The sequence below is a fragment of the Ruminococcus flavefaciens 007c genome, assembly GCF_000571935.1.
GTDB classification, from domain to species: domain Bacteria; phylum Bacillota; class Clostridia; order Oscillospirales; family Ruminococcaceae; genus Ruminococcus; species Ruminococcus flavefaciens_F.
This window is the reverse complement of the sequence record NZ_ATAX01000011.1, coordinates 1-25,335: the sequence shown is the minus strand read 5'-3', so window position 1 is coordinate 25,335 and position 25,335 is coordinate 1. Positions and strand designations below refer to the sequence as shown.

19 protein-coding genes are annotated in these 25,335 nt (G+C 47.3%); 11 read left to right on the top strand and 8 right to left on the bottom strand.

Annotated features, from left to right (window positions below):
• Positions 1-1,867, top strand: a 1,867-nt coding sequence (locus RF007C_RS03755; RefSeq protein WP_193385747.1) for a CotH kinase family protein, incomplete at its 5' end; no start/stop codon positions are given.
• 49 nt (positions 1,868-1,916) lie between these two features.
• Here RF007C_RS03755 and RF007C_RS03750 read toward each other — a convergent pair.
• The 5 genes from RF007C_RS03750 to polA form a co-directional block, all read right to left on the bottom strand.
• Positions 1,917-2,543, bottom strand: coding sequence for a response regulator transcription factor (locus tag RF007C_RS03750; RefSeq protein WP_019678971.1), 627 nt, complete (start codon positions 2,541-2,543; stop codon positions 1,917-1,919).
• Between the two features lie 144 nt (positions 2,544-2,687).
• The gene (locus RF007C_RS03745) at positions 2,688-3,746 is read right to left on the bottom strand and encodes a sensor histidine kinase (protein ID WP_037297402.1); all 1,059 of its coding nucleotides are present in this window, start codon (positions 3,744-3,746) and stop codon (positions 2,688-2,690) included.
• A gap of 37 nt (positions 3,747-3,783) precedes the next feature.
• Complete coding sequence (tsaD, locus tag RF007C_RS03740) at positions 3,784-4,794, bottom strand: tRNA (adenosine(37)-N6)-threonylcarbamoyltransferase complex transferase subunit TsaD (protein ID WP_037297405.1); 1,011 nt, start codon at positions 4,792-4,794, stop codon at positions 3,784-3,786.
• 60 nt (positions 4,795-4,854) lie between these two features.
• On the bottom strand, positions 4,855-5,310 hold the full coding sequence (rimI, locus tag RF007C_RS03735) for a ribosomal protein S18-alanine N-acetyltransferase (protein ID WP_037297401.1): 456 nt from the start codon (positions 5,308-5,310) through the stop codon (positions 4,855-4,857).
• Between the two features lie 132 nt (positions 5,311-5,442).
• Entirely contained in the window at positions 5,443-7,980 is a 2,538-nt protein-coding gene (gene polA / locus RF007C_RS03730) for a DNA polymerase I (RefSeq protein WP_037297400.1), read from the bottom strand.
• Between the two features lie 413 nt (positions 7,981-8,393).
• Here polA and RF007C_RS03725 point away from each other — a divergent pair, with 413 nt between their 5' ends.
• Both RF007C_RS03725 and RF007C_RS03720 read left to right on the top strand, forming a co-directional pair.
• A complete protein-coding gene (locus RF007C_RS03725) occupies positions 8,394-10,211 on the top strand; it encodes a phosphoenolpyruvate carboxykinase (GTP) (RefSeq protein ID WP_193385746.1) in 1,818 nt (605 codons plus the stop codon).
• A 75-nt stretch (positions 10,212-10,286) separates the two neighbouring features.
• A complete protein-coding gene (locus RF007C_RS03720) occupies positions 10,287-10,934 on the top strand; it encodes a DUF3592 domain-containing protein (RefSeq protein ID WP_082316681.1) in 648 nt (215 codons plus the stop codon).
• Positions 10,935-10,972: 38 nt separating this feature from the next.
• Here RF007C_RS03720 and RF007C_RS16285 read toward each other — a convergent pair whose 3' ends face one another.
• On the bottom strand, positions 10,973-11,668 hold the full coding sequence (locus RF007C_RS16285) for a DUF4230 domain-containing protein (protein WP_051456501.1): 696 nt from the start codon (positions 11,666-11,668) through the stop codon (positions 10,973-10,975).
• Between the two features lie 493 nt (positions 11,669-12,161).
• Here RF007C_RS16285 and RF007C_RS03710 point away from each other — a divergent pair, with 493 nt between their 5' ends.
• Together RF007C_RS03710 and RF007C_RS03705 are read left to right on the top strand one after the other, a co-directional pair.
• A complete protein-coding gene (locus RF007C_RS03710) occupies positions 12,162-13,694 on the top strand; it encodes a polysaccharide biosynthesis tyrosine autokinase (protein WP_242836267.1) in 1,533 nt (510 codons plus the stop codon).
• Positions 13,694-14,371 carry a CpsB/CapC family capsule biosynthesis tyrosine phosphatase gene (locus RF007C_RS03705; RefSeq protein WP_037297390.1) on the top strand — a complete coding sequence of 226 codons (678 nt, stop codon included), beginning with the start codon at positions 13,694-13,696 and terminating at the stop codon, positions 14,369-14,371. Before RF007C_RS03710 ends, RF007C_RS03705 begins: the two co-directional genes overlap by 1 nt.
• Positions 14,372-14,415: 44 nt before the next feature.
• Here the strand turns inward: RF007C_RS03705 and RF007C_RS03700 are convergent, their stop codons facing one another.
• Together RF007C_RS03700 and RF007C_RS03695 are read right to left on the bottom strand one after the other, a co-directional pair.
• Positions 14,416-15,003, bottom strand: coding sequence for a hypothetical protein (locus tag RF007C_RS03700; protein ID WP_019678979.1), 588 nt, complete (start codon positions 15,001-15,003; stop codon positions 14,416-14,418).
• A gap of 264 nt (positions 15,004-15,267) precedes the next feature.
• Positions 15,268-15,696, bottom strand: coding sequence for a hypothetical protein (locus RF007C_RS03695; protein ID WP_037297387.1), 429 nt, complete (start codon positions 15,694-15,696; stop codon positions 15,268-15,270).
• Positions 15,697-16,125: 429 nt separating this feature from the next.
• Here RF007C_RS03695 and RF007C_RS03690 point away from each other — a divergent pair, with 429 nt between their 5' ends.
• The 6 genes from RF007C_RS03690 to RF007C_RS03665 form a co-directional block, all read left to right on the top strand.
• A complete protein-coding gene (locus tag RF007C_RS03690) occupies positions 16,126-16,617 on the top strand; it encodes a GtrA family protein (RefSeq protein ID WP_019678981.1) in 492 nt (163 codons plus the stop codon).
• Positions 16,610-17,608: a tRNA dihydrouridine synthase DusB gene (gene dusB, locus RF007C_RS03685; RefSeq protein WP_082316680.1), complete on the top strand. Its 999-nt coding sequence runs from the start codon at positions 16,610-16,612 to the stop codon at positions 17,606-17,608. Before RF007C_RS03690 ends, dusB begins: the two co-directional genes overlap by 8 nt.
• 299 nt (positions 17,609-17,907) lie before the next feature.
• The gene (locus RF007C_RS03680; protein WP_037297384.1) at positions 17,908-19,173 is read left to right on the top strand and encodes a CapA family protein; all 1,266 of its coding nucleotides are present in this window, start codon (positions 17,908-17,910) and stop codon (positions 19,171-19,173) included.
• A 535-nt stretch (positions 19,174-19,708) separates the two neighbouring features.
• Positions 19,709-20,557 (top strand): cohesin domain-containing protein, encoded by an 849-nt coding sequence (locus tag RF007C_RS03675; protein WP_037297371.1) that lies wholly within the window; start codon positions 19,709-19,711, stop codon positions 20,555-20,557.
• A 97-nt stretch (positions 20,558-20,654) separates the two neighbouring features.
• Positions 20,655-23,297, top strand: coding sequence for a hypothetical protein (locus RF007C_RS03670; protein WP_037297368.1), 2,643 nt, complete (start codon positions 20,655-20,657; stop codon positions 23,295-23,297).
• A gap of 64 nt (positions 23,298-23,361) precedes the next feature.
• On the top strand, positions 23,362-25,335 hold a 1,974-nt coding region (locus tag RF007C_RS03665; protein WP_037297365.1), incomplete at its 3' end, for a cohesin domain-containing protein.

Below are 25,335 nucleotides of genomic sequence, written 5' to 3'. Positions count from 1 at the left end.
CGCTCAGCAGGGCGGTGCAGCAGGCGGCTTCGGCGGTTTCGGCGGTCAGGACGGCGGCTTCGGCGGCGGTATGGGCGGAGGCATGGGAGACTTTGCTTTCATGGCTCAGGCTAACTACAACCAGAAGGGTGCAGCCTGGGAGCGCCCCGCAAATATCGAGATCTTTGAGAACGGCAAGAGCGTTGTTTCACAGGATGTCGGAATAAGAACCAAGGGCGCAGCTTCAAGAGCATGGGCTCAGAAGAGCTTCAATATATTCGCACGTATGGACTACGGCAAGAGCAGCGTTGAGTATGACCTGTTCAGCGGCAAGTCAACCAAGGAAAAGAACAACAAGGTCATCGACAAGTTTGACGGCTTTACCATCAGAAACGGCGGTAACGACAATATGGCCGGCTTCTTCCGTGATTCCGTAAACCAGTCCCTCGTTGGCGACAGAGATATGGCTACACAGGCTACAAGCGAGTGCATACTCTTCATCGACGGCGAGTTCTGGGGCATCTATCAGCTCATGGAGAAGTACAACACAGACTACTTCAAGTCACATTACGGCATCAAGAAGAATGATGTTGCTTTCATAAAGAATAACTCTCTTGAGGACGGCAATGATCAGGATCTCTCGGAGTGGAACAGCCTCCTCAGCCAGATCTCAAGTGCAGATATGACAAGCGACGCAGTTTATCAGCAGATAGCTGAAAAGCTTGATATCCAGAGCTTTATCGACTACTTCGCAGCTCAGATCTACTGGGCTAACAAGGACTGGCCGAGCAATAATACAGGCGTATGGCGTGCAAATACAGTTGATCCCGAGAATCCTTACGCAGACGGCAAGTGGCGTATGGTACTGTTTGATACAGAGTATGCTGCAAGCCTTGCTGATAAGATAAACGAGACAGGTCCTACCTACAACAGCTTCAGCCAGTTCGGCGGCGGCGGAATGGGCGGCTTCGGAATGGGCGGCTTTGGTATGGGCGGCGGCTCTCTCAGCGGCGCATTCACAAACCTTATGAAGAATGCAGAGTTCAGGAAGCAGTTTGAGATCTCCTTCATGGATATGGCAAACTACAACTTCGATACAAAGAAGACTACAGAAGCTATCAACTACTACAAGGGCTTCAAGCAGCAGATACTGGATACATACAAGCGTTTCCCCTCATCCAAGCACACTCACAACGAGCAGACCTTTGAAGAGGATTATCAGCTCCTTGAAACATTCTACAATACAAGATACAGCAATGTTACAAGCCAGATGAAGAGCTATATGGGACTTACAGGCAGTCTTGCAACAGTCAATGTAAGCAACGACGGCAGCAAGGGCTCACTGAAGTTCAACACCATTAAAATGGATGATTCGATCAGCACATGGAGCGGAAAGTACTTTACAGACTATCCCGTTACAGCAAAGGCTGAGGCGAAGGAAGGCTACAGCTTCGATCACTGGGAGGTTACCGGAGCAACAGTTTCCGATACAACATCTCCTGAGATCACTGTACCCGTAAGCGAGGGCGTTACCATCAAGGCTGTTTACAGAGCAGGCGGCAGCGAGCCTCCAAAGACAACAACTACTACCACAACAACTACTACGACAAGACCGATCGTAACCACAACTACAACAAACGGCGGCAGTTCGTTACAGCCTACATTAAAGGGCGACGTAAACTGCGACGGCAATGTTGATCTTGCAGACGCTGTACTTATATTACAGAGCCTTGCAAACCCCAACAAGTACGGTCTTAACGGCACAGCTTCCAAGCATCTCACAGAGCAGGGACAGGCTAATGCCGATGTAGACACTGAGACCAAGGGTCTCACACCAAATGATGCTGTCAAGATCCAAGAATATCTCCTTGGAAAGACTACACTCTGATTAATTACGCAGAACGGGCTGCACGTTGTCGTGCAGCCCGTTCTGTATCTTATGATCTTACTTCCGTGTAGTAGTATACAGCAAGCTGGGTTCTGTCTCTCAGATCCAGCTTATCCAGAAGATTGCTTATATAGTTCCTCACGGTGCCCTCTCCGAGGAAGAGCTGAGCGGAGATTTCCTTATTGCTCAGTCCCTTTGCCACGAGAGCCATTATCTCGCTCTCTTTGTCACTGATGCCGTGAGCCGCAAAGTCATAGGCTCCCTTGGGCTTCATAAGCTCGGGGAGCTTTGTCATTATCTTATCGCCGAACACGCTCTGTCCGCGCATGACAGCTTCCAGCGCAGGGGCGATGCCGTCAAAGTCCTGTTTGAGTATATAGCCCTTTGCTCCTATATTCAGAGCTTTTACAATGTATTCATCGTCCGAGAAGGTTGTGAGGTAGAGTATCCTTGCGTCGGGGAATTCCTCCAGTATCTTTTCGCCTGCCTCCAGTCCCGTCATGCCCTCCATACGAATATCCATGAGCATGACGTCGGGCTTATGGGTACGGTAGAGACCGATAGCCTCGGAGCCGTCATAGCCCATGGCAGCAACGGTTATGCTGCCTGTGCTTTCAAGTATGGTCTTGAGCGACAGAGCAACAAGCTTGTCGTCGTCTATTACAACTATGTTCATAATAACTCCTTTATTGCACATTCGCGCAAAGTTAACAGTTGAGAATTGAGAGCTGTGGAGTCGCCTGCAGCGATATTTTTTATAATGTGAGCGAAGCGAACTCATTAACTCTAAGCTGTCTGCTCTCAACTCTGAACTAAAAAATCACTTCGGTATGGACACGAATATCCTGAAGCCTTCACGGGACGGCGTAAAGCTTATCCTTCCCTTCAGTGCCTCAACTCTGTCGCGCATATTCTTCAGACCTATGCCGCTCTCCTTTATTTCGGAGCAGCTTCCGTTATCCTCCATCATCAGCTGACAGAAGGCGGGGTGCTCACGGACGATTATACTTATCTTATCGCCGTTTGAGTGCTTCACAGCGTTGGAAAGTCCTTCCTTTATGACGCCTATCATACAGAGCTTTATATTTCCCGACATATGCTCACTTACATCGCAGTCCAGATCCACGGTGAACCGGCTGTCCACGGAGTTTATGCATTCCTCGATTACCTTGGTCAGATCTATGGAGTCGTCGTGGAGGTCATGTACGCTTTCACGTATGCTCGTCATGGCACTGTCGAGAGTGGAGCGCAGACTTTCAAGGGGCTCTTTCAGCTGCTCGTCCTTGTTTATAACTATGAGGGCTCCCGACTGCAAAAGCGAGCGGGTGAGCATATGCCCCACATTGTCGTGTATCTCACGGGCGATCCTGTTTCGTTCCTTCAGTGTGGCAAGGTGTATCTCGTTGTCCTGTGCCTCTGCGATGCGCAGATTCTGCTCTGCCAGCTGACGGTTCTTGCCTGCCACCTCGTCTCGGAGAGCGGTGAGCTTTTTCACTGTCTTTTCAAGTCCCGACACGCGGAAATATATAATGACCGTAACGGCAAAGGCAGCCGCGGTTATTATCAGCTGCGAGCTTTTCAGCATTTCGATCTTTCTCAGTACGGTCACTGCGGGGAGTATCAGCCAGAACTTCTTTTCCCACATCGCGTCGTAAAGAAGCAGCGGCATAAAGCACAGGAACAGCGGAAAGAATCCGCATAACAGCGAACCGCCTGCTATGAGAACAGCAGCTGCGGCAGTTCCCGTAAGAAGCTGTACTGCCGAGGAAATGATAACGGCAGAAAGCAGTATGGCTACGGGCTGAGTAAGACTGTCGGCAGACACTACGCTCATGGTACACAGCAGTATTATAGCCAGCTTATCTATTATTCGGTTCAATCACACACCGCCTTTCGTAAAGGGACAGGGTACAGTCTTATATTTCTTCCATGGAAAGAGTAGCAATGGCATTAAGGCTCTCGTCGGCGGTAATGCCTGCAATGAAATTGTAGCTGCCCTGACAGGCTATCATGGCACCGTTGTCGCCGCAGAGCTTCTTTTCGGGCATATAGAACTCAAAGCCCTTCTTTGCGCAGGCTTCGGACAGAGCTGCACGTACTCCTGTATTTGCGGAAACTCCGCCTGCAAGTGTGACCTTTTTATAGCTCAGAGCTTCTGCGGCCTTTATGGTCTTGTCCGTGAGTATGTCAGCGATGGTTCCCTGTAAGCTTGCCGCAAGATCATTCCTGTTTATCTCGGTGCCCTTCTGTTCGGCGTTGTGGAGAAGATTTATCACGTTGGTCTTGAGTCCCGAAAAGCTGAAGTCGAATTCGCTTCCCGCAACGGCAGGGTGGGGGAGTCTGAATGCGTTCCTGTCGCCTGTTTTTGCAGCATTATCGATATGTACTCCGCCGGGATACGGAAAGCCCATAGCCCTTGCGCACTTGTCGAAGCATTCGCCTGCGGCATCGTCGTGAGTCCTGCCTGCTACGCGGAATTCCGTATAGCTCAGCACCTCTATTATATGGCTGTGACCGCCGCTTGCCACAAGGCAGAGATAAGGCGGCTCAAGGTCGGGGAAGGTAAGATAATTTGTAGCGATATGACCTGCTATATGGTGGACGGGAATAAGCGGCTTTCCTGCCGACATGGCAAGAGCCTTTGCAAAGCTCACTCCCACGAGGAGGGCTCCTATAAGTCCGGGAGCATAGGTCACGGCAATGCCGTCAAGGTCGTAGAGACTGACATCAGCCTCGTCGAGAGCCTGACGGACTACTCCCAGGATGTTCTCACAGTGCCTTCTTGAAGCTATTTCAGGCACTACTCCGCCGTACTTCTTGTGCTCCTCTATCTGAGTGGAAACTACCGACGAAAGAATGGTGCGGCAGTCCTTTACAACGCTTGCGGCGGTCTCGTCGCAGGAGCTTTCTATTCCTAATATAAGCATACTGTATCTTCTTTCATTTTTATTTATCTGCTCAGGGGCGTACATCCGGCGTCCCTGCACTTAGCTCTTAGTTCTGTTGAGCACCATAACGTCTGCGTCCTCGACGGGGGCGCGGTAGAACCTCTTCCGCGTTCCTGCCTTTTCAAAGCCGAAGCTTTTATACAGCTCTATGGCGGCTGTATTCGACTGCCTTACCTCAAGGGCAAGAGTGTCAACATCTTCGGGAACAGCAGTTAAAAAAGCTTCCATGAGCATTTTTGCCACGCCCTGTCTGCGGTACTTCGGAGCAGTGGCCACAGTGAGTATCTCTCCCGTATCTGCGGCGGTGAAGCCGGCAATAAGACCTGCGAGGCAGTCATTGTCATATGCGGCAAGAACTATCCCGCCGCACTTTACGGCTTCCGAGCGGAAGTCCTCCGCGCTCCAGCCGTCCGCACCCACGCATAGTCTGTCCAGAGCTGAAAGCTCCTCGTAATTTAATTGAGAATTGAGAATTGAGAATTGAGAATTATTCATTGGTTCCAGCCCTTTTATGTGTGATTTGCGGGGCGTCGAGGACGCCGTCCCCTACACATGGTAATTTGGATTTTTACGGGATTAACGGGCGGATAATATCCGCCCCTACAATTTCGAATTTCACATTCCGGATCAGCCCTTGGCGTCATACCATGAATGACCTGTGTGAACGTCAACTGCAAGGGGAACTCTCATTTCGTAAACGCCCTGCATCTCCTCTCTGAGGATCTCCGCGCACTTTTCGGCGCAGGCTGTATCCGACTCGATGATGAGTTCGTCATGTACCTGCAATATGAGCTTCGCGTCAAGCTTTTCGGCTTTGAGGCGGTTGTATACATTTATCATGGCGATCTTTATAAGATCGGCAGCAGTTCCCTGCACGGGAGTATTCATGGCGATACGCTTTCCTGCTGCCTGCAATACCTTGTTGGACGAGGAGAGCTCGGGTATACGGCGCTTTCTGCCGAACATGGTGGTGACATAGCCGTCTCTGAAAGCGTTGTTCACAGTGTCCTCCATGAACTTGTCAACCTTGGGGTATTTTGCAAGGTAATCGGCAATATACTTTTTGGCCTTTGCCACCGAGGTGTTTATATCCTTGGCAAGGGAGAAGGCTCCGATACCGTATATTATTCCAAAGTTTACTGCCTTTGCGGCGCTTCGCATCTCGGGGGTGACCATGAACAGCGGCATATCGAATACCTGTGCGGCTGTTGAGGTGTGTATATCCTCTCCCGAATTGAAGGCCTCTATCATATTGTCGTCGCCGCAGAGATGAGCCATTACACGCAGCTCGATCTGGCTGTAATCTGCGTCAATAAGGGTTTTCCCCTCGGCGGCGGTGAAGAATTTCCTCATCTGCGCTCCCAGCTCTGTACGGACAGGGATGTTCTGCATATTCGGCTCTGTGGAGCTTATTCTTCCGGTGCGGGTCTCCGTCTGCCTGAACCAGGTATGGATACGTCCGTCGGGAGCGATCTTGTCCAGAAGTCCCGCAACGTAGGTGGAATTGAGCTTTGTATACTGGCGGTACTTCAGCACGTTGTCCACTATGGGAGCATAATTGCGGAGCTCCTCGAGCACCTCCGCATTAGTGGAATAGCCGCTCTTTGTCTTTTTCTTTGCAGGGAGTCCCATTTCCTCAAAGAGGACGGTTCCCAGCTGCTTTGGGGATGAGATATTGAATTCATGGCCTGCGTCGTCGAAGACCATCTGCTGAGTCTCCTCTATCATTTCCGTAAGGTATGTTCCGAAGTCCTCGACGCCTTTCCTGTCAATGAGGATGCCTGTGTCCTCCATGGAAGCAAGCACCTCGGTGAGGGGCATCTCCACTTTTTCGAGAAGGTCTGTCATGCCCTCTTTTGCTATCTCGCTGCGGAGCTTTTCAATAAGTCCGCGGAGGGAGAGAAGCTCGGCAAGTTCGCCGTTCTCGCTGTAAAAGAGGGTTCCGTATTCGGCGCAGAGCTTGTCCACGGCATAATCGGAGGCGGAGGTGTTCAGCAGGTAGCCGCATATGGCAGCATCGCTGCGAAGGTTTCTGAGCTCGCTGCCGTGAGCCATTGCCCAGCGGTAATGTGCCTTTGCATCGTCGGTGGATTTATTGCAGTCAGAGGCCAAAAAAGCCCTGATGGTATTCTCGTTTTCGGAGGTGTAAACGCTGCTGCCGTCGCGAACGGAGAGCTTTTCGTTGCGGAAAAGGTACTCACATTCGGTGAGCCTGCATATAATATCCTTTGTAAGCTCGCTTACGGCAGCATTTATCACAGGGGCTTCCTCTGCCTTTGCTTCGGAGGCGGAGTTTGTTCCCTCCGTGGCGCTTATTCCCAGCTTGTCAAGGAGCTTGAACATCTCCAGCTCGCTGAGCATAAGACTTACCGCCGCAGTATCCGGAGTTACGGGGATATAGGAGCTGAGGTCGTTATCTATGGGAGCGTCGCGGACGATGGTAGCCAGCCATTTGCTCTCTTTTGCAGCTTCCGCGCCTGCGGCAAGCTTTGCCTTGACGCCCTTGGTAAGTCCCGAAGCTTCGTAGTTTTCGTAGAGGTTCTCGATGCAGCCGTACTCCTTAATAAGTGCAGAGGCGGTCTTTTCGCCTATACCTGCAACTCCGGGGATATTGTCGGAGCTGTCGCCCATGAGGGCTTTAAGGTCTATGAGCTTTATGGGCTCAAAGCCGTAGTCTTCATTGAACTTTTCGGGAGTATAATAGATATTCTCCTTATTTGTGGCAAGAACCACTGTTACCTTGTCATCAATGAGCTGGAGACTGTCTCGGTCTCCCGTCAGTACATAGCACTCATTTCCGCTGTCTGAGCAGAGCTTTGAAAGGGTGCCGAGAACGTCGTCGGCCTCGTAGCCCTCACATTCCACGACCTTCACACCCATAAGCTCAAGGAGCTTCTTTACCTTCGGGAGCTGCTCGGCAAGCTCCGGAGGCATACCTTTGCGGTTTGCCTTGTAGTAGGACACCGCCTTGTGACGGAAGGTGGGAGTACGCAGGTCGAAGGCCACAGCCACGGCGTCGGGACGTATGTCTCCGATATTGCGCAGATATATGTTCATAAAGCCGAATATGGCGTTGGTGAATTCGCCCTTCTTGTTGGTCAGCAGCTTTATACCGTAGAATGCACGGTTGAGTATGCTGTTGCCGTCGATAGCAAGTAGTTTCATAGCAGGCTCCTTTTCTTGGCTTTGATCTTCGGCAGCGGTAAGGTGTCGCCGCAGCTGCCGAAGGCAATACATATTTATTATAACACACTTCCTGCAAAATAGCAAATAAAAGGCTGAAAAGATATGGCTCAACATTGACAAAAGAATAACAACGTGTGCTTTTTTATATATCATCGCAACGGTCTGCCGCGGTTTTTCGCTGTTGCAGCGGGCTTACAGCAAAAAGTGCAATATTTTTCGGTAATATTGCTATTCCGAAAAAATACCGTCAAAATATGACCTGTTTCTATTGACTTATTGACAAAAACCAGATATAATAGTATCAGAGGGACGTTTGGCTTTTGCCTGACTTTCCATTCTGCGGCGCTTTTTTTGCTGCATTTATATGATAAATTTTTAGGAGGTATTATACAATGTCACTGACAAAAAACCCCAACGTATTAAAGTGGGTAGACGAAATGGTAGCTCTCTGTCAGCCTGAAAAGGTTGTATGGATCGACGGTTCAAAGGAGCAGATAGATGCTCTTATCGAAGAGGTTACTTCTCTTCCCGATGACAGCTGGGACAAAATGTACAAGCTCAACCCCGAGAAGTACCCCAACTGCCTCTACCACAGAACCCGTGCCAACGACGTTGCACGTGTTGAGGACAGAACTTTCATCTGCTCAAAGGAAAAGAAGGGTGCAGGTCCTACAAACAACTGGATGGCTCCCGATGAGATGAAGGCTCTCCTTACTCCCATGTACAACGGCGTAATGAAGGGCAGAACAATGTACGTTATCCCTTACTCAATGGGACCTATCGGTTCTCCTCTTGCTAAGGTCGGTGTTGAGGTAACAGATTCTATCTACGTTGTACTCAACATGAACATCATGACAAGAATGGGTAAGCAGGCTTTTGAGAACCTCGGCGATACTTCCGATGACTTTGTAAGAGGTCTCCACTCCAAGGCTGACGTTGATCCCGAAAAGAGATACATCGTTCAGTTCCCTGAGGAAAATACAATCTGGTCTATCAACTCCGCATACGGCGGAAACGTTCTCCTCGGCAAGAAGTGCTTCGCACTCCGTATCGCTTCCTTCCAGGGCAAGAACGAGGCATGGATGGCTGAGCATATGCTTATCCTCGGTGTTAAGAAGCCCAACGGCGATGTTAAGTACATCACAGCTGCTTTCCCGTCTGCCTGCGGTAAGACAAACCTGGCTATGCTTATTCCCCCCGAGGGATACAAGAAGGACGGCTATGAGGTATTCACAGTCGGCGATGATATCGCATGGATGAAGCCCGGCAAGGACGGCAGACTCTACGCTATCAACCCCGAGAACGGATTCTTCGGCGTTGCTCCCGGAACAAACGCTAAGTCCAACTATAATGCTCTTGCTTGCACAAAGAACGGCGCTATCTTTACAAACGTTGCTCTCGACAACAGCGATAACACTGTATGGTGGGAGAAGCTCAACGAGAATCCGCCCAAGGATGCAACAGAGTGGACAGGTATCAAGTGCGACGGTGAGGCTTGGGTAGCTGAGGGCAAGAAGCTTGCTCACCCCAACTCAAGATTTACAGCTCCCGCTCAGAACTGCCCCTGCATCTCTCCCGAGTTCAATAACCCCGAGGGCGTTCCGATCTCCGCTATCATCTTCGGCGGCAGACGTGCTACAACTGCTCCTCTCGTATATCAGTCATTTGACTGGACACACGGTACATACCTTGGATCTGCTGTATCTTCAGAGACAACTGCTGCTGCAACAGGCGCAGTAGGCGTTCTCCGTCACGATCCTATGGCTATGAAGCCCTTCATCGGCTACAATGTAGGCGACTACTGGGCTCACTGGCTCGAAATGGGCGCAAGACTCGGCAGCAAGGCTCCTAAGATCTTCAACGTTAACTGGTTCAGAACCGACGAAGAAGGCAACTTCCTCTGGCCTGGCTTCGGCGACAACATGAGAGTTCTCGACTGGATCATCAAGAGAGTTGAGGGCGAGGTTGACGCTGTTGAGACTCCTATCGGATTCCTCCCCAAGGCTGAGGATATCAACCTCAAGGGCATCGAGGACGAGGTTCCTGCATCTGCTCTCCAGAAGCTCCTCACAGTTGACAAGGAAGAGTGGAAGAAGGAGATCGCTGAGATGAGAAGATACTATGATGAGGACATCAAGGCTAAGGGCGGCAATATCCCCCAGGCACTCTATGATGAGCTCGACATGATCGAAGCAAATCTCAACAAGTGATTCCTGATATAAGTAACTTGTAAATAAAAGGGCTGTCGCTTTGCGGCAGCCCTTTACTGCATATATGGGGGGAATATGTTTACAGTATTATTGTGTTTGACGGTAATTACGGCTATGATTATGTTGTACGCGATTCGCTGGTATATTCTTAAAAAAGATATATCAACGCTGACGTCGGAAGCAGAAGGGAATATCGTCAGAATTATAAATCAGCCTTATAAAGATCCCGACAGTGGTGATGACAAAATTATGTATACAGTTAAAGTTGACTTTTCTACTGACGGCAGACGCTATAAAACTGTTATGAAGACCAATGACGATGAGTTCAGCTTTCAGGAGGGACAGTCCGTGACTGTGCTTTATGACGAAAAAAATCCGCGGCATTCAATTATAAAAGGCGATAAAGATCATAAGATCATATTGCGGGAATATGTTATTGCTGCAATAATAATTTTTGTGATAGCTGCGACGATATTTGTAATAACAATACCGAGTACGCTTGGATTTTCAAGAGATCAGAAAAAGATCTTCGATACTGTGATGAACGGTATCTTTTTTCTGACAGGTCTTGCAGGTCTTATTATTTATCCACGCACAAAGACTTATAAAAGTCAGCGCAAAAAGGGCGTATCCGCAAAGAAAGAGCTGGCAGTGTTTATATTAATTATAAGTAAAACCGGATTTGATCTGATATGGGATATGGTCGTTATGCTGATAAAGTGACAAGAGCATAAAAAAGCTCCCCGGAAGGGGAGCTTTTTTTATTTGTAGATTATCTCGTATTCGCTAGTGGCATCGGCGATCTTGAAAAGATCGTTCAGCACTTTTTTTGCATTCTCGGTGACAGAGGGGAAGAACTCGCCGTCGTTCCTCAGCTGTACCTCCTTTGCCGACTTAAGCTTTGCCATAAGACTGGTGTAGTCCTCAAGCTTGGTCTCGGTAAATATGGAGTTCTTTGCATCGTAGAACCTGAAGCCAGATTCGTCCATCTCGTGAGACAGGAACTTCGGCTTCGGAAGTGTTACCGTGATAGTCTTTTTGTCGTTGTCGATGTCGTAGGTTATCTGTGAAAGATCAATGCCTGCGCTGACTACTCCGCTGTATGTGAAGATGACCTTGTCTGTGGTGAGCGGTATCTTGACGCCGAAGGCTTTTTTGCTGTTTTCGTAGACGTCCGCATCGGTGTATTTGTATTTCATGGTTATAAGATCACTTGCGGGAGTGATTATCTCCTCAAGAGTCACGGAGTCCACCGTGGTCTCCTGAGATACGGGATTGAGACTGTGATCGGTCTTGTAAAAATATCTTGCAGCTATAAAGCCTATAACCAGTGCAGCTATGATAAAGCCCAGTACAAGCATGGGATTGCCGCTGATAAGCTTTTTGGGATCAATGTTGATCTCCACAGTGTTGCTGCTGCTTTTTCTTTTTCTTGGTTTTTTGGTTTCCTTGCTCATAGATTTTACCTCCGTCAAGTAAGATGAAACGTGGATATGTGTCTATTATACCATAAAATGACAGTATTTTTCAATAATAATACAACATAAGTTTCCGTCAGCTGCATTGTATAAAATCACAAGTGATATATCTTCGGGCAGCCTTTTGCAGATAAAAAACATATATAGCCCTGTAAGACGGGATTTTTTCATGCAGCAGGAAGCACTTGTATGATACTTCTTGTATAATGACGGCTTCTGCAGGGGAAAAACTTTATTATCTGTTTTGATAAATGTTTGCATATTACAACTTATGAAAATTATCCTCTTGTGCAATTGCGATAAAAATGGACGGTTTTTTTATTTATCCTTGACAGATTATAGATATATGTATTATAATATAGATGTATTATGTAAACTATTACGTAATGTATATTTATCTCAATATAATACATTATATAGAACAATTTACAGAAAAGCGAGGATATGAAAATTGAAGAATGACGGAAAAGATATGTTGGACCTGAAGTCGATGGTCGCACTGCTTCTCAGCAAGCTGTGGATCATCATACTTGCAGCAGTATTGGGCGGGACTGCTGCGTTCTGTGTTTCAAAGTTCCTTATGCCGCTGAAATATGCGTCGCATATCTCAATGTATATACAGAGCTATACCACCTTCAACGAAAATCCAGATCAGAACTTTAATAATATAAACAATTCCAAGCAGCTCATAAATACCTATATGGAGGTAATGAAGGACGACGCTGTTATGAATGCCGTTGCGGAGGAGCTCAGGGGGAGCTTCGAAAACGATGTTCTTGAGCAGAATTTTTCGGTAGTCAACGGAAGGATAACACCTGCTTCGCTGCGCAGCTGCATAAGCATATCCTCGGTAACGGATACCAGTGCGCTGAAGCTCTCGGCCGTTACAAAGAATCCCGAGGTTTCGGCTGCCATATGCAATGATATCGCAAAGGTAGCTCCCGATTATCTGCACGATGCCGTTGGCGTCGGCCAAATTAATACTATCGGAACGGCGGAGGTATACAATTCGCCTGTTGCCCCCAATGTAAAGAAGAATACCATGCTGGGCCTCATGGCTGCTGCCATGCTGGCTGCCTGCATCATCGTAGTTATCGATTTCTTTGATAATACCGTCAAGGACGCAGGCCGTCTGGGCGAAAGCTACAAGAAGGCCATCATCGGTGAGATACAGCAGTTCGACGAAAGCAAGAAGAGGAAAAAGGACGTTGATGATAATCATGTCAAGCTCACGGATAAAAATGTTCCTTTTGCCGTAGTTGAAAGCTATAAGTCCATAAGAACAAACATCACCTTTGCTCTCTCCACCTCGGAGAAGAAGATATTTACAGTATCCTCTGCAAATCCCTCGGAGGGCAAATCCACTACTTCTGCCAATATCGCCATTGCTCTTGCTCAGGGCGGCAATAAGGTGCTCCTCATTGACGGAGACCTCAGAAAGAGCTGTCAGCATAAGATATTTGGCATAAAGAACAAAAAGGGCCTTTCTACTGCCATAAGTAAAATGGCTGCACTTGACGAGTGTATCTCCAAGGACGTCATGGAGGATCTGGACATCATGACTGCAGGCCCCATACCGCCCAATCCGTCAGAGCTCCTTGCCTCATCGAATATGGAAAATATACTTGACCAGCTCAGTGAGAGATATTCTGTTATAATCATAGATACTCCGCCTGTAAACGTTGTTACGGACGCAATGGAGCTGGCAAACAAGGTGTCGGGTATTATCATGGTAGCACGTTACGCAAAAACAACCACAGATGATATCGACAACGCAATGAAGAAGATAGAATTTGCAAAGATGAATATGCTGGGCTTTATACTCAACGACATAAAGACAGGCCGGAGCGGAAAGTACTATTCAAAGTACAGATACGACAAGGGCTACGGCTATGGTGTTAAATATGAAGAGGACAGCGATGAGGATAAAACAGAGACGCCTGAAAAGTCTGAGAAAAAAACCGAGGAAAAGAACCAGAGCAAAAAGAAAAAAGGCGGTAAATAATGCTTACTGATCATCACTGTCATGTGCTTCCCGGGTTGGACGACGGCTCGGACAGCGTTGAGACCTCCCTTGCCATGCTCGGACTTATGAAGGAGCAGGGGGTGGAAAGAGTGGTTTTTACTCCCCACTTTTACGCCCACAGGGAAAAGTCAGTGGAAAGCTTCCTTGAAAAGCGGCAGGCTGCTTTTGAGGCTGTTAAGGAAAGATCTCCCGTAAAGAATATGCTTCTCGGCGCTGAGGTGGCGGTGGAGCACGGCGTATCAGAGCTGGACGGCATCGAAAAGCTTGTCATGGAGGGCACTGACCTCATACTTATGGAGCTGCCGTACCGAGGTTATGAGGATTGGATGTCGGAGGAGATATATAATATCGCCTCGGAGTTCGGACTGAAGATCATCTATGCGCATATACACAGATATACCGAGTATTATAGCAGGTCTCAGCTGGACAGAGTCCTTGACAAAAGGGCGGTGTACCAGATAAACAACGAGGCTTTCGGCAGCTTTTCGCAGAAAAGGTTCGTGAAAAGGCTGATGAAGGAGGGCTATCCGCTTATTTTCGGCAGTGACGCTCATAATATGTCATCAAGGAGGCCGAACTGGGATCTGCTGCTTAAAAAATGCAGCGCCGAATTGATTGAAAAGTCGGATAATACTATTGATAAATACATTGTATGATAAAAAACTCCCCGTACGGGGAGTTTTTTGCTGTTTCACTAAGATCAGAAATCTATATTGATAATTGTTGCCACAAGGATTACAGCAGCCTGTTTCCTGAGAAGCTTGCCCTTTTTGAGAAGGTTGAGCATCTTGGTATTCTGGGCAGCTGTGCCGGTGTAATTTGCAATTTCATTGTATTTGGCGATCTTATTGAGAGTTGCAGTTGTGGGATTTACACCTATTGCCTTTAAAGCGTCAACTATGGATACTGTATTGCCTGTATATTTTTTGTAGAACATTGCGTCGCGGTTAGCGATGGTCTGCTTGCGCTCATCCTTGAGTTCCTTTATTATATACTTGCCCTTCTTTATTCTTTCGTTTAATTCTCTTTTCTTCTGAGCATTTGTTTCTTTGCTTGCCATGGCTGCAAGGTCGTTGCATTTAGCTTCGCACTTGCTGATCCTTTTGTCGTAATCCTTAATGATCTTGTTATATGAGTCGAGGACTTCGTCCTGTATGCTCTTGGCTGCATCGGCAGTGATAGCTGTGCCGAAGCCGGTTCCTGTAAATGAGCTACTGATCGCAGCAGATGATGAAACGATAGTAAGTGCAGCCAGAGCTGTACACATAATCTTGTTGAATTTTTTCATTGTATTTCTCCTTGATAAATATACTGTTGATTTGTTTGCCGCGGCAGCTGCTGTAAAGATTAATCCTTGAATATTATAACACATGGGCAGGAGAGAGTTCAAGATAAATATGTTACAAAATGCATGCAAAAAATTAGTATGATATTGACAAACAATTATCAATGCAATACCAGTTCAGCTCCGGATAAAATAAAAAACTCCCCGCAAGGGGAGCTTTTAAATTCCTTGGCGGTTGCCGAAGGAATGAAAACAGAGCGTAGTTTATCAGCCGTAATAAGCGTGTATGTAGGTTTTTCTCTTGATGAGACTGCCGCTTTTAAGAAGCGCCAGCATTTTTGTATTTTCTTCCGCAGTTCCGCTGTAATCGGTGAAGCCGTTGAACGGAGCAATATTATCTCTTCTGTTCCTGAAGCTGCCGTCATAATCCAGACGCTCCAGAGCGTCGTATATGGAGTTGGTATGACCGTAAGCTTCCTCATCGTACTTTCTGAAGTACACTACTCTGAAAACCACGGTTATGCCCGATACGGGATGCTCATATACAGTGGCAGTCCTTTCGCCGTCAAGTGCTTCGGAAGCATAGGCGCGGATACAGAGCGGATCACCTGATGCGGTATCGTTTGCGGCTGCGGAGGTTGAAACTATCGTCAGTGCAGCCACGGATGCGCAGAAAAATTTTTTGAAATCAATCATAGTTACACTCCTTGATAAAACCCTTGGTACATTTGAAACTAAAACGAATGCGGTACAGCCGACTGTGTAAAAAGATCAATCTACGATTATTATAGCATATTTACCGTCAATAAACAATATGTTTTTATACCAAAAATACTCTGTGGACTTAGTGTAATATTCACAAAGCAAATTACTACAAGTATATGGAATTATTGCCTGTGAAAGCCGAAAAGCCGGCGTTTATTTCTCCTGCTCGGAGAGGTAACGAAAAAATCCCGCGGAAATGTCACTTCTGCGTGCATTGAGTCGTTTATTTATATTGGAGACATTAAGGCATTTTTCACGAAAAAGTCAACAGTTGCGTGAAAATCACATGAAATGACTTGCATTTCTATCTGTAAACTGCTATTATATAAAAGCAATTGTATTTTTGAAAGGACAGATGAAATGGAGAAATTTATAAAGTGGTGTGTTTCAATACTTCCGAAGCCTCTTCAGAAAATATACTACAAATACGAGGAGAAATGGCTTTACATCATCTTTGGCTGCCTTACTACGCTGGTATCCATCGTAATAAAGCTGCTGCTTTTCTGGTCGGTACCCGGAGAGCCAAAGTGGGAGAGCACCGCGGGTGTTGTTTTTTCATGGATATGCGCAGTATTATTTGCGTTCTACACCAATAAGAAGTATGTCTTCAAGAACGAGACAAAGACCTCAAAGGAGTTCTGGAAGGTGTTTTCATCGTTCATCGGAGCAAGACTGGCTACGCTGGGACTTGAGGAGGCTATTTTCCTTATCTGCTGTGACTGGCTGGGAATGAGCAAGACTCTCATCACCTTCCTGAGCCAGGTAGCCATATTCATTTCAAATTATATTCTCAGCAAGCTCTTTGTATTCAAGAACAAGGAGAAGGAGACTGCGGAGAATAAGAATGATTGATACTGTAAAAATAGGAAATGTTACCATTCCGCGGACTGCTGCGCTGGCTCCTATGGCAGGCGTGGCGGACAGAGCGTACAGGCTCATGTGCAAGAGGTACGGAGCTGCTTACGTTGTCAGCGAAATGGTGTCTGCAAAGGGGATATGCTACAGCGACCGCAAGACCGCAGAGCTCTGTACAGTTACTGAGGAGGAACGTCCCATGGCTGTGCAGCTCTTTGGCAGTGAGCCTGACTTTATGGCAGAAGCCGTGAAGATAGTTCTGGACTACCGTCCCGACATCATCGACATAAACATGGGGTGTCCTGTGCCGAAGGTCGTCGGGACGGGGGCAGGCTCGGCACTTATGAAGGATCCGGCGCTTGCAGCTGCAATAACGGAGGCTGCCGTAAAAGCGGGAGGGGACACTCCCGTTACCGTTAAGATACGCAGCGGATGGAGCAGCGACAGCATCAATGCTCCCGAGATGGCTCGGGCTCTTGAAGCTTCGGGAGCAGCGGCCATAGCAGTTCACGGGCGCACAAGGGATATGTTTTACAGCGGCCAGTCCGATATGAACGTCATAAAGGCGGTAAAGGAAGCAGTTTCCGTTCCCGTCATAGGCAACGGCGACATCACAGACGCTGCGTCCTGTGATGAGATGTACGGCAGGACAGGCTGTGACCTTGTTATGATAGGCAGAGGCAGCTACGGCAATCCGTTCATATTCCGTGAGATAGCCGCAAGGATGGAAGGCAGTGAGTATCAGCCTCCTTCTCTTGAGGAGAAAATGCGCATAATGCTGGAGCATATACGCCTGATCACCGGACTGAGCGAAAAATGCGAGGAGCTTGCCATGCACGAAGCAAGAAAGCACGCAGCATGGTATATGAACGGCTATTACGGCTCGGCAAAGTTCCGCGGACGTTGTTATCAGCTGTCTTCCTATGCTGAGGCCGAAGCTCTGGCAGAGGAGTTCATTGAACTCCAGAGAAGCCGCGGAATAAACTGAGTGTATTTAATATGTATACAAAGTGGACAAAACGGAGAACTGTTGTTACTTTGCATAAAATTGTTAAGAAAAATTTGTATGAATATACAAAAATAGGCAAATAATAAAGTTGGATGCTTGTATTTGCCGTAGTTACGTCGTTTGCGGTAAAGATTTAATCAGGCGAATTATAAAACGCAATGTAAATTCATTTAAGTTTGATACAATTTGTAATTGCCAAATCAAAAATAATGTGATATAATGATTTCAGAAAGCGGCATTTTTTCAGGGGGATTATGCACTTTCGCAAAGGAGTATTTATGAAACTAAGAAAAGGACGTGCTTTCGGAGCACTCGCTGTTATAGCAGCACTCGCTGTCTGCGGTTTTAGCTGTGCGGGCGGACACGTTATCGGCAAGGCTAATCCCCGTTCTGGTACTGCTTCAGATGAAAACGAAACAACCCTTCCGGAAGAGACCACCGAAGAACCTACCACACTTCCTCCCGATAAGGTCGTGCACGTAACGGCTGCGGGAGACAACCTCATACATTATTCGGTATTCAAGAACGCTGAAAAACTTGCAGGCGGAAATGGATATGATTTCAAGCCGATGTACTCCGAGGTAAAGTATATCATAGAGGCAGCAGATGTTGCTGTACTCAATCAGGAGACTGTCATCTCAGAGAGCAATGAGGTGAGAGGCGCAGAGGGCGGAGTCCTTCTGTTCAATTCTCCTCCCCAGGTAGCCGATGCAGTTATCGACTGCGGCTTCGATGTATTCACAATGGCAAATAATCACCTGCTCGATATGGGTACGGACGGACTTGAGGAGTCCATAAACTTCTGGAACAGGAAGGCTAAGGAAAACAATCTCACAGTTCTCGGCGCTTACCTTAACGAGGAGGATGCAAACAATATACGTGTGCGTGAGGTCAATGGCGTGAAGATCGCTTTCCTTGCGTATTGTCATCATATAAACGGTTTTGACGATCTGCTCAATGACGTTCCGCTGAGAGTCATCAAGAATGATGAAGAGGACGTCATCGAACGCCAGATCAAGGAAGCAAAGGAGATGGCAGATGTTGTCATCGTTTCCGCTCACTGGGGTCAGGATGATACCACTGTCGTTACCGAGGACAGGATTGAGCTTGCAAACAAGATGGTCGGCTGGGGAGCAGATGTGATTCTCGGCTGCCATACACATACAGCAGAGACTATGGAATGGATACCGCGCGATGACGGAACCCGCGGATTTGTCTATTACTCGATGGGCAACTTCATCTGTGCCCAGACCGACAACTTCAATGTTGTGGGAGAGCTGCCCGATTTCGATATCGTTGTCGACGGCGTGACCAATGAGGTCTCGCTTGAAAATGTCGGATGTATACCGACTATAATACATTATGAGGACGATTTCTCGAATATGAAGATCTATCCTTACAGCAAATATTCCAAGGAGCTTGCCGACAGGCACGGGCTCCCGTATGCGGTGCCTCAGGGCACTTATACAGAGTTCGGATGGGACGTTATCAACCGCATAATAGAGGAGCAGATTCCTGCCGAATTCCGCAAGTTGGACAAATAATTCAATAAATTCATTTTTAGTTCAAATGCCCCGTTTGAGTGGGGTTTTTGAGGAAAAACATCATTGTGCAAACCGTGCAAAAATAAGATTTGCTGTTTAGGTAAAATACCAAAAACAGTATGAACCTATTTACTTTTTTTTAGACCTGATATATAATGAAATCATGAATAAATATAGATATGGGATTAAGTATCTCATCACGGCAGTGTGATGCGTCTTACGACAAAACCACTGCCTGCAGAGCGAAGTTTTCAGTCACAGGCTGACGGCAGAGGGGAGCTTCAGAGCGGCGTGGACAAACGCCGGATCGGAAGATGGTCCGCCGTTAACCGCAGCTCGGACAGCTTAAGCCACGTCTGTATGACTGAGCAGCGGCAGTTCATGCCGTCCGCTTTGCATGGCTTTCATTCGTATATCGGTGATACGGTTTTGCAGGGAGGGCGGAACGTGTATCCGCTGCACTAAGACAAGATATAATTAAAGGGGCACCCCGTTCCTTTGTTATATAGCATTATTGAAGAAGGAGGAAAAAATAATGAAGACAAAAAAGGTAGTCGTCGGAGCTATCGCTGCTACGATGCTTTCACTTTCAGTCTGCTCACTTGCACCTGTTGCAGCTGCCGGCGAAACAGTGCAGATATCCGTTGGCAAAACAAGCGCAGAGGTAGGTGGGGAGTTCACGGTGAACGTATCGCTGGCTGATATTCCATCTTCCGGCATTCAGGCAATTGACTTTGCTGTTAAGTATGACAGCAGCGTGCTCACAATCAATTCAGTAGATGCGGGTTCTATCGTAAAGGAAGTTCCTACATCAGGTGATGCCTCAGCTGCACTCAGCGATCTTTATGAGAGCTCGATAAACGCAAAAGAGGGTTATGTGAGTCTTATCTGGTCAACTGCTGCCGAGGATTCTTCTTATTGGCTGAAGAAAGATGGCACATTCTGCACCATCAAGGGTACTGTTTCAAAGAGTGCCAAGGATGGCACAGTTTCTGAGCTTTCTATCGTGCCCATCGACCGTGAGACATACTCAGGTTCAAAGGCAGTCAATGGAAAGATCGGTTGTGGCTACGAGTCAAACGGCAAGCCCGTTAAGCTCGATGTCAGTGTAACAAACGGAAGCGTAACAGTGGGTAATCCGCAGCCTCAGGTTACTATGCGCGGAGACTCAAACTGTGATGGAAAAGTCGATCTTGCAGATGCAATTCTCATCATGCAGGCACTTGCTAACCCCAACAAGTACGGCATTGGCGGAACAGCCGATAAGCCTCTTACAGAAGTTGGTAAGGCAAATGGCGATGTTGATGATTCAACAGTAGGTCTTACAGGCGATGACGCTGTAAAGATCCAGAAGTATCTGCTCCACAGCATCACAGAGCTTTGATCCGAGATTATCTGATTTGTCCCCCTTACAAAGGAATACAAACCCAATTTATGTTTTATTAATAGGCGTGAAAACCTAAAGAAAGGAATTATTACAAATGAAAAAGTTGATTTCTGCAGTCACATCACTGTGTATGGCTGCAACAATGGTTAGCGTGGTAGCTCCTTCAACTGTAGGCGCTGCAGACACTGCCAAAGGCTTTGCTGTAAAAACATATGATGCTGATAAGCCTTCATCTGCTGACGGTAAGTCAACTGTAACTATCGATAAGAAGGATATTCCTGCAAGCGGATATACATTCCCTGCTGCTTTATATTACTCAGAGGAATCTGCTTCCACAACATCTTTCCTTGTTCATCTTACAACTGACTCATCCGCAATTACTTTCCCCAAGGTTTATGAGCCCGACCAGCCTTACTTCTCAGCTGAGAAGGAGCAGGTAATGGCAAGCGGTACAGCAAGCACTGACTGCTACGTATCATTCGGCGGACAGCTCAGCAAGCGTGGCAAGTATTCAGCTGCCGGCCTTGCTAAGTTCGGTCTTGATTCTTCACAGTCAGCTGCAGGTACTGACAACTACTTCCTCGGCTGCTCATGGATGAACATGGGTGAAGAGTATACATGGGCAGGCGCTAAGTCTGATTCATTCCCTGTATATGTATTCGATGTAAATATCCCTGCAACAATCGCAGCAGGTACATATCACATCACATATTGTAAGTACGATACAGATCCCGATCCGGCTAATGAAGTTATGGCTCCTATGGCTGAGGCTAAGACAAACGACGTTAAGTCCAAGTACAACCTCGCTTCCAATAACCTCAAGCTCGAGGAAATGACTATCGTAGTTACAGAGAACGGTTCAACACCCGGTACAACAACTACAGTTACACAGCCCCCTGTAACAACAACAACTACAGTCGGCACTGTAACACCCGGCGACAAGGACTTCAACTTCAAGTTCGTTGACGATAAGGGCAATTCTGTTGTTAGCGCTAACCCCGGTGACGAGATCACAGTTTGCGTACAGGTTGACGCTGGTAACAACACATGTGCAGGTATGGATGTTAAGTTCAACACATCCGGCCTTGCAATCGACGAGTTCGAGAACAACTCAGAGGCTTGCGGCAACGCTAAGCTTGCTAAGAATGAGAAGGAATTCCGTGCTAACTTCACAAGCACAGGTACTGACGGTGAGCCTATGAAGGTTTCCAACGGTAAGGATGCATTCACATTCTACGTAACAATCCCCGCTACAGCTAAGGATACATCATACACAATCGGCTTCGTTGACGGTGAGCTTAATGTATTCAAGGAAGGCGGCACAGGCAGCAAGTACACAGCTGGCTACACACCTCTTACAATCAATGTTGGTACACCTAATCCTGGTACAACAACAACAGTTACACAGCCCCCTGTAACAACAACTACAACAGGCGGCCAGACATCAAATGCTGATTTCAAATTCTCATTTGTTGATGACAAGGGTCAGTCAACAGTAAACGCAAAGGCTGGCGACGAGATCACAGTTTGCGTACAGGTTGACGCTGGTAACAACACATGTGCAGGTATGGACGTTCAGTTCAGCACATCAGGTCTTGCAATCGACGAGTTCGAGAACAACTCAGAGGCTTGCGGCAACGCTAAGCTTGCTAAGAATGAGAAGGAGCTTCGTGCTAACTTCACAAGCACAGGTACTGACGGTGAGCCTATGAAGGTTTCCAACGGTAAGGACGCATTCACATTCTATGTAACAATTCCTTCAGATGCTAAGGATACTTCTTATGTAATCGGCTTCGTTGACAGCGAGCTCAAGGTATTCAAGGAAGGCGGCACAGGCGATAAGTACAGTGCTTCCTACACACCTCTTACAATCAATGTTGGTACACCTAATCCTGGTACAACAACAACAGTTACACAGCCCCCTGTAACAACAACTACAACAGGCGGCCAGACATCAAATGCAGAGTTCAAGTTCTCATTTGTTGATGATAAGGATCAGTCAGCAATCAACGTAAATGCTGGCGACGAGGTTACAGTTTGCGTAAAGGTTGACGCTGGTAACAACACATGTGCAGGTATGGACGTTCAGTTCAGCACATCAGGTCTTGCAATCGACGAGTTCGAGAACAACTCAGAGGCTTGCGGCAACGCTAAGCTTGCTAAGAATGAGAAGGAGCTCCGTGCTAACTTCACAAGCACAGGTACTGACGGTGAGCCTATGAAGGTTTCCAACGGTAAGGATGCATTCACATTCTACGTAACAATTCCTGCTACTGCTAAGGATGGCGATTCTTATGTAATCGGCTTCGTTGACAGCGAGCTTAAGGTATTCAAGGAAGGCGGCACAGGCGATAAGTACACTGCTTCCTACACACCTCTTACAATTACAGTTGGTAAGCAGCCTGTTACAACATCAACAACTACAACAACTGTAACAACAACATCCACAACAACTACAACTGTAACAACACCTCAGCCCGGCACAAAGCTCGTTCCTACATGGGGCGATACAAACTGCGACGGCGTTGTAAATGTTGCTGACGTAGTAGTTCTTAACAGATTCCTCAACGATCCTACATATTCTAACATTACTGATCAGGGTAAGGTTAACGCAGACGTTGTTGATCCTCAGGATAAGTCCGGCGCAGCAGTTGATCCTGCAGGCGTAAAGCTCACTGTAGCTGACTCTGAGGCAATCCTCAAGGCTATCGTTGAACTCATCACACTTCCTCAGTAAGTGACGGGTAAACTAAGGACGTACTAATTAAATAGAGCGATTCGCTCGGAAAGGAAATGCACTGATGAAGAAACTGCTTTCAGCAGTTACATCCGTTGCCATGAGCTTTACGCTCATGGCAGGTGCATTTGCTTCGTCAGTTAGTGCTGCCGGTGGTTTATCCGCTGTGCAGCCTAATGTTAGTTTAGGCGAAGTACTGGATGTTTCTGCTAACAGAACCGCTGCTGACGGAACAGTTGAATGGCTTATCCCAACAGTAACTGCAGCTCCAGGCCAGACGGTCACTATGCCCGTAGTAGTCAAGAGTTCAAGTCTTGCAGTTGCTGGTGCGCAGTTCAAGATCCAGGCGGCGACAGGCGTAAGTTATTCGTCCAAGACGGACGGTGACGCTTACGGTTCAGGCATTGTGTACAATAATAGTAAGTATGCTTTTGGACAGGGTGCAGGAAGAGGAATAGTTGCAGCTGATGATTCGGTTGTACTTACTCTTGCATATACAGTTCCCGCTGATTGTGCTGAAGGTACATATGATGTCAAGTGGTCTGATGCGTTTGTAAGTGATACAGACGGACAGAATATCACAAGTAAGGTTACTCTTACTGATGGTGCTATCATCGTTAAGAAGGATAACAACACAGGTAAGATCAAATGGGTGCTTGACAAGGTCACAGCAGCTCCCGGTGAAACAGTAACAGTAAAGGCAACAGTAGATGCTTCCGGCGAAGGAACAGTTGCAGTTGCAGGTGCTCAGTTCGATGTAAACGCTGATTCACCTATCGTTTACGACTCCGCTAAGGAGGGAGGAGCTTACATAACTTCTCTTACAGTAAACGATGCAAAACATAAATTCGCATTCGGCAGAACAACAGGTACAGGTATTGTAGCGGCTGATAAGGCAACCGTAGCTGCATTTACTTACAAGGTACCTTCCGACTGTACAGAGGGCACATATGATGTCAAGTGGTCAGGCGGATTCGTAAGTGATGCCGATGGTAAGGATATCACCTCCAGAGTTACATTCGTTGACGGTTCAATCACAGTCAAGAATGATGTAACAGACGGTAAGGTAAAGTGGGTCCTCGACAACGTAACCGCTGCACAGGGCGAAACAGTAACCCTCAAGGCTGTTGTTGATGATTCAGCTAAGGCTGCAGTTCCCGTTGCAGGAGCTCAGTTCAAGCTTCAGGCAGCTGACGCTGTAAAGTATTCAAGCTTCACAGACGGCACTGCATACGGCGCTGCTTTCACAAAGAATGACGACAAGCAGTCATTTGCTTTCGGCAATACTGGTGGTAAGGGCGTTGCAGCAGCTGACAAGGCTGCTATCTATACCGTATCCTATACGGTTCCCACAGACTGCCCCGACGGAACATATCCCGTTAAGTGGGCTGACACATTCGTAAGCGATACCGATGGAAGAAATATTACTTCAAATATTATCTTCGTTGACGGTTCTATCACAGTCGGCAAGCCTGTAACAGGTACTGTTGAGTGGGTTATTCCTAAGGTCGATGCAGATGCAGGCGATAACGTAACCCTCCAGGTAGCTGTAAAGGGTGACGCTGATCTTCCAGTTTCTGCTGCTCAGTTTGATGTAAACGGAGCAACTCCTCTTAATTATCAGGAGTCAGCAGGAAAGCCTTACGGCGTAGATCTTGTTGTTAACGATACAAAGCAGCACTTTGCATTCGCACAGGCTAGCGGTATCAGCAAGACAGCCAAGGATGGCGATAAGCTGTTCACAATCACATTCAAGGTTCCCGAAGATTGCGCTGACGGCATCTACCCTGTAACTTGGGCTAAGCAGTTCGTAAGCGACGAGAACGGTAACAACATCACAGATAAGGTAACATTTACAGACGGTTGGGTAAGAGTAGGCAATCCTCCTACAACTACAACAACTACTACAAGTGTTACCACAACTACAACAACTACTACAGTGACTGCTCCTCAGGGCGGTATCATCTGGGCTATCGATACAGTTACAGTTGAGCCTGGTCAGACAGCAACACTCAATATCAAGGTTGTTGATGTAGAC

What these genes read in the sequence shown, in the direction of transcription:
- RF007C_RS03725 (WP_193385746.1), top strand. Translation starts at nt 8,394, where the DNA reads ATGTCACTGACAAAAAACCCCAACGTATTAAAGTGGGTAGACGAAATG.
- RF007C_RS03720 (WP_082316681.1), top strand. Translation starts at nt 10,287, where the DNA reads ATGTTTACAGTATTATTGTGTTTGACGGTAATTACGGCTATGATTATG.
- RF007C_RS03710 (WP_242836267.1), top strand. Translation starts at nt 12,162, where the DNA reads ATGTTGGACCTGAAGTCGATGGTCGCACTGCTTCTCAGCAAGCTGTGG.
- RF007C_RS03680 (WP_037297384.1), top strand. Translation starts at nt 17,908, where the DNA reads ATGAAACTAAGAAAAGGACGTGCTTTCGGAGCACTCGCTGTTATAGCA.
- RF007C_RS03690 (WP_019678981.1), top strand. Translation starts at nt 16,126, where the DNA reads ATGGAGAAATTTATAAAGTGGTGTGTTTCAATACTTCCGAAGCCTCTT.
- RF007C_RS03695 (WP_037297387.1), bottom strand. Translation starts at nt 15,696, where the DNA reads ATGATTGATTTCAAAAAATTTTTCTGCGCATCCGTGGCTGCACTGACG.
- dusB (WP_082316680.1), top strand. Translation starts at nt 16,610, where the DNA reads ATGATTGATACTGTAAAAATAGGAAATGTTACCATTCCGCGGACTGCT.
- polA (WP_037297400.1), bottom strand. Translation starts at nt 7,980, where the DNA reads ATGAAACTACTTGCTATCGACGGCAACAGCATACTCAACCGTGCATTC.
- RF007C_RS03750 (WP_019678971.1), bottom strand. Translation starts at nt 2,543, where the DNA reads ATGAACATAGTTGTAATAGACGACGACAAGCTTGTTGCTCTGTCGCTC.
- RF007C_RS03705 (WP_037297390.1), top strand. Translation starts at nt 13,694, where the DNA reads ATGCTTACTGATCATCACTGTCATGTGCTTCCCGGGTTGGACGACGGC.
- tsaD (WP_037297405.1), bottom strand. Translation starts at nt 4,794, where the DNA reads ATGCTTATATTAGGAATAGAAAGCTCCTGCGACGAGACCGCCGCAAGC.
- RF007C_RS03670 (WP_037297368.1), top strand. Translation starts at nt 20,655, where the DNA reads ATGAAAAAGTTGATTTCTGCAGTCACATCACTGTGTATGGCTGCAACA.
- rimI (WP_037297401.1), bottom strand. Translation starts at nt 5,310, where the DNA reads ATGAATAATTCTCAATTCTCAATTCTCAATTCTCAATTAAATTACGAG.
- RF007C_RS16285 (WP_051456501.1), bottom strand. Translation starts at nt 11,668, where the DNA reads ATGAGCAAGGAAACCAAAAAACCAAGAAAAAGAAAAAGCAGCAGCAAC.
- RF007C_RS03700 (WP_019678979.1), bottom strand. Translation starts at nt 15,003, where the DNA reads ATGAAAAAATTCAACAAGATTATGTGTACAGCTCTGGCTGCACTTACT.
- RF007C_RS03675 (WP_037297371.1), top strand. Translation starts at nt 19,709, where the DNA reads ATGAAGACAAAAAAGGTAGTCGTCGGAGCTATCGCTGCTACGATGCTT.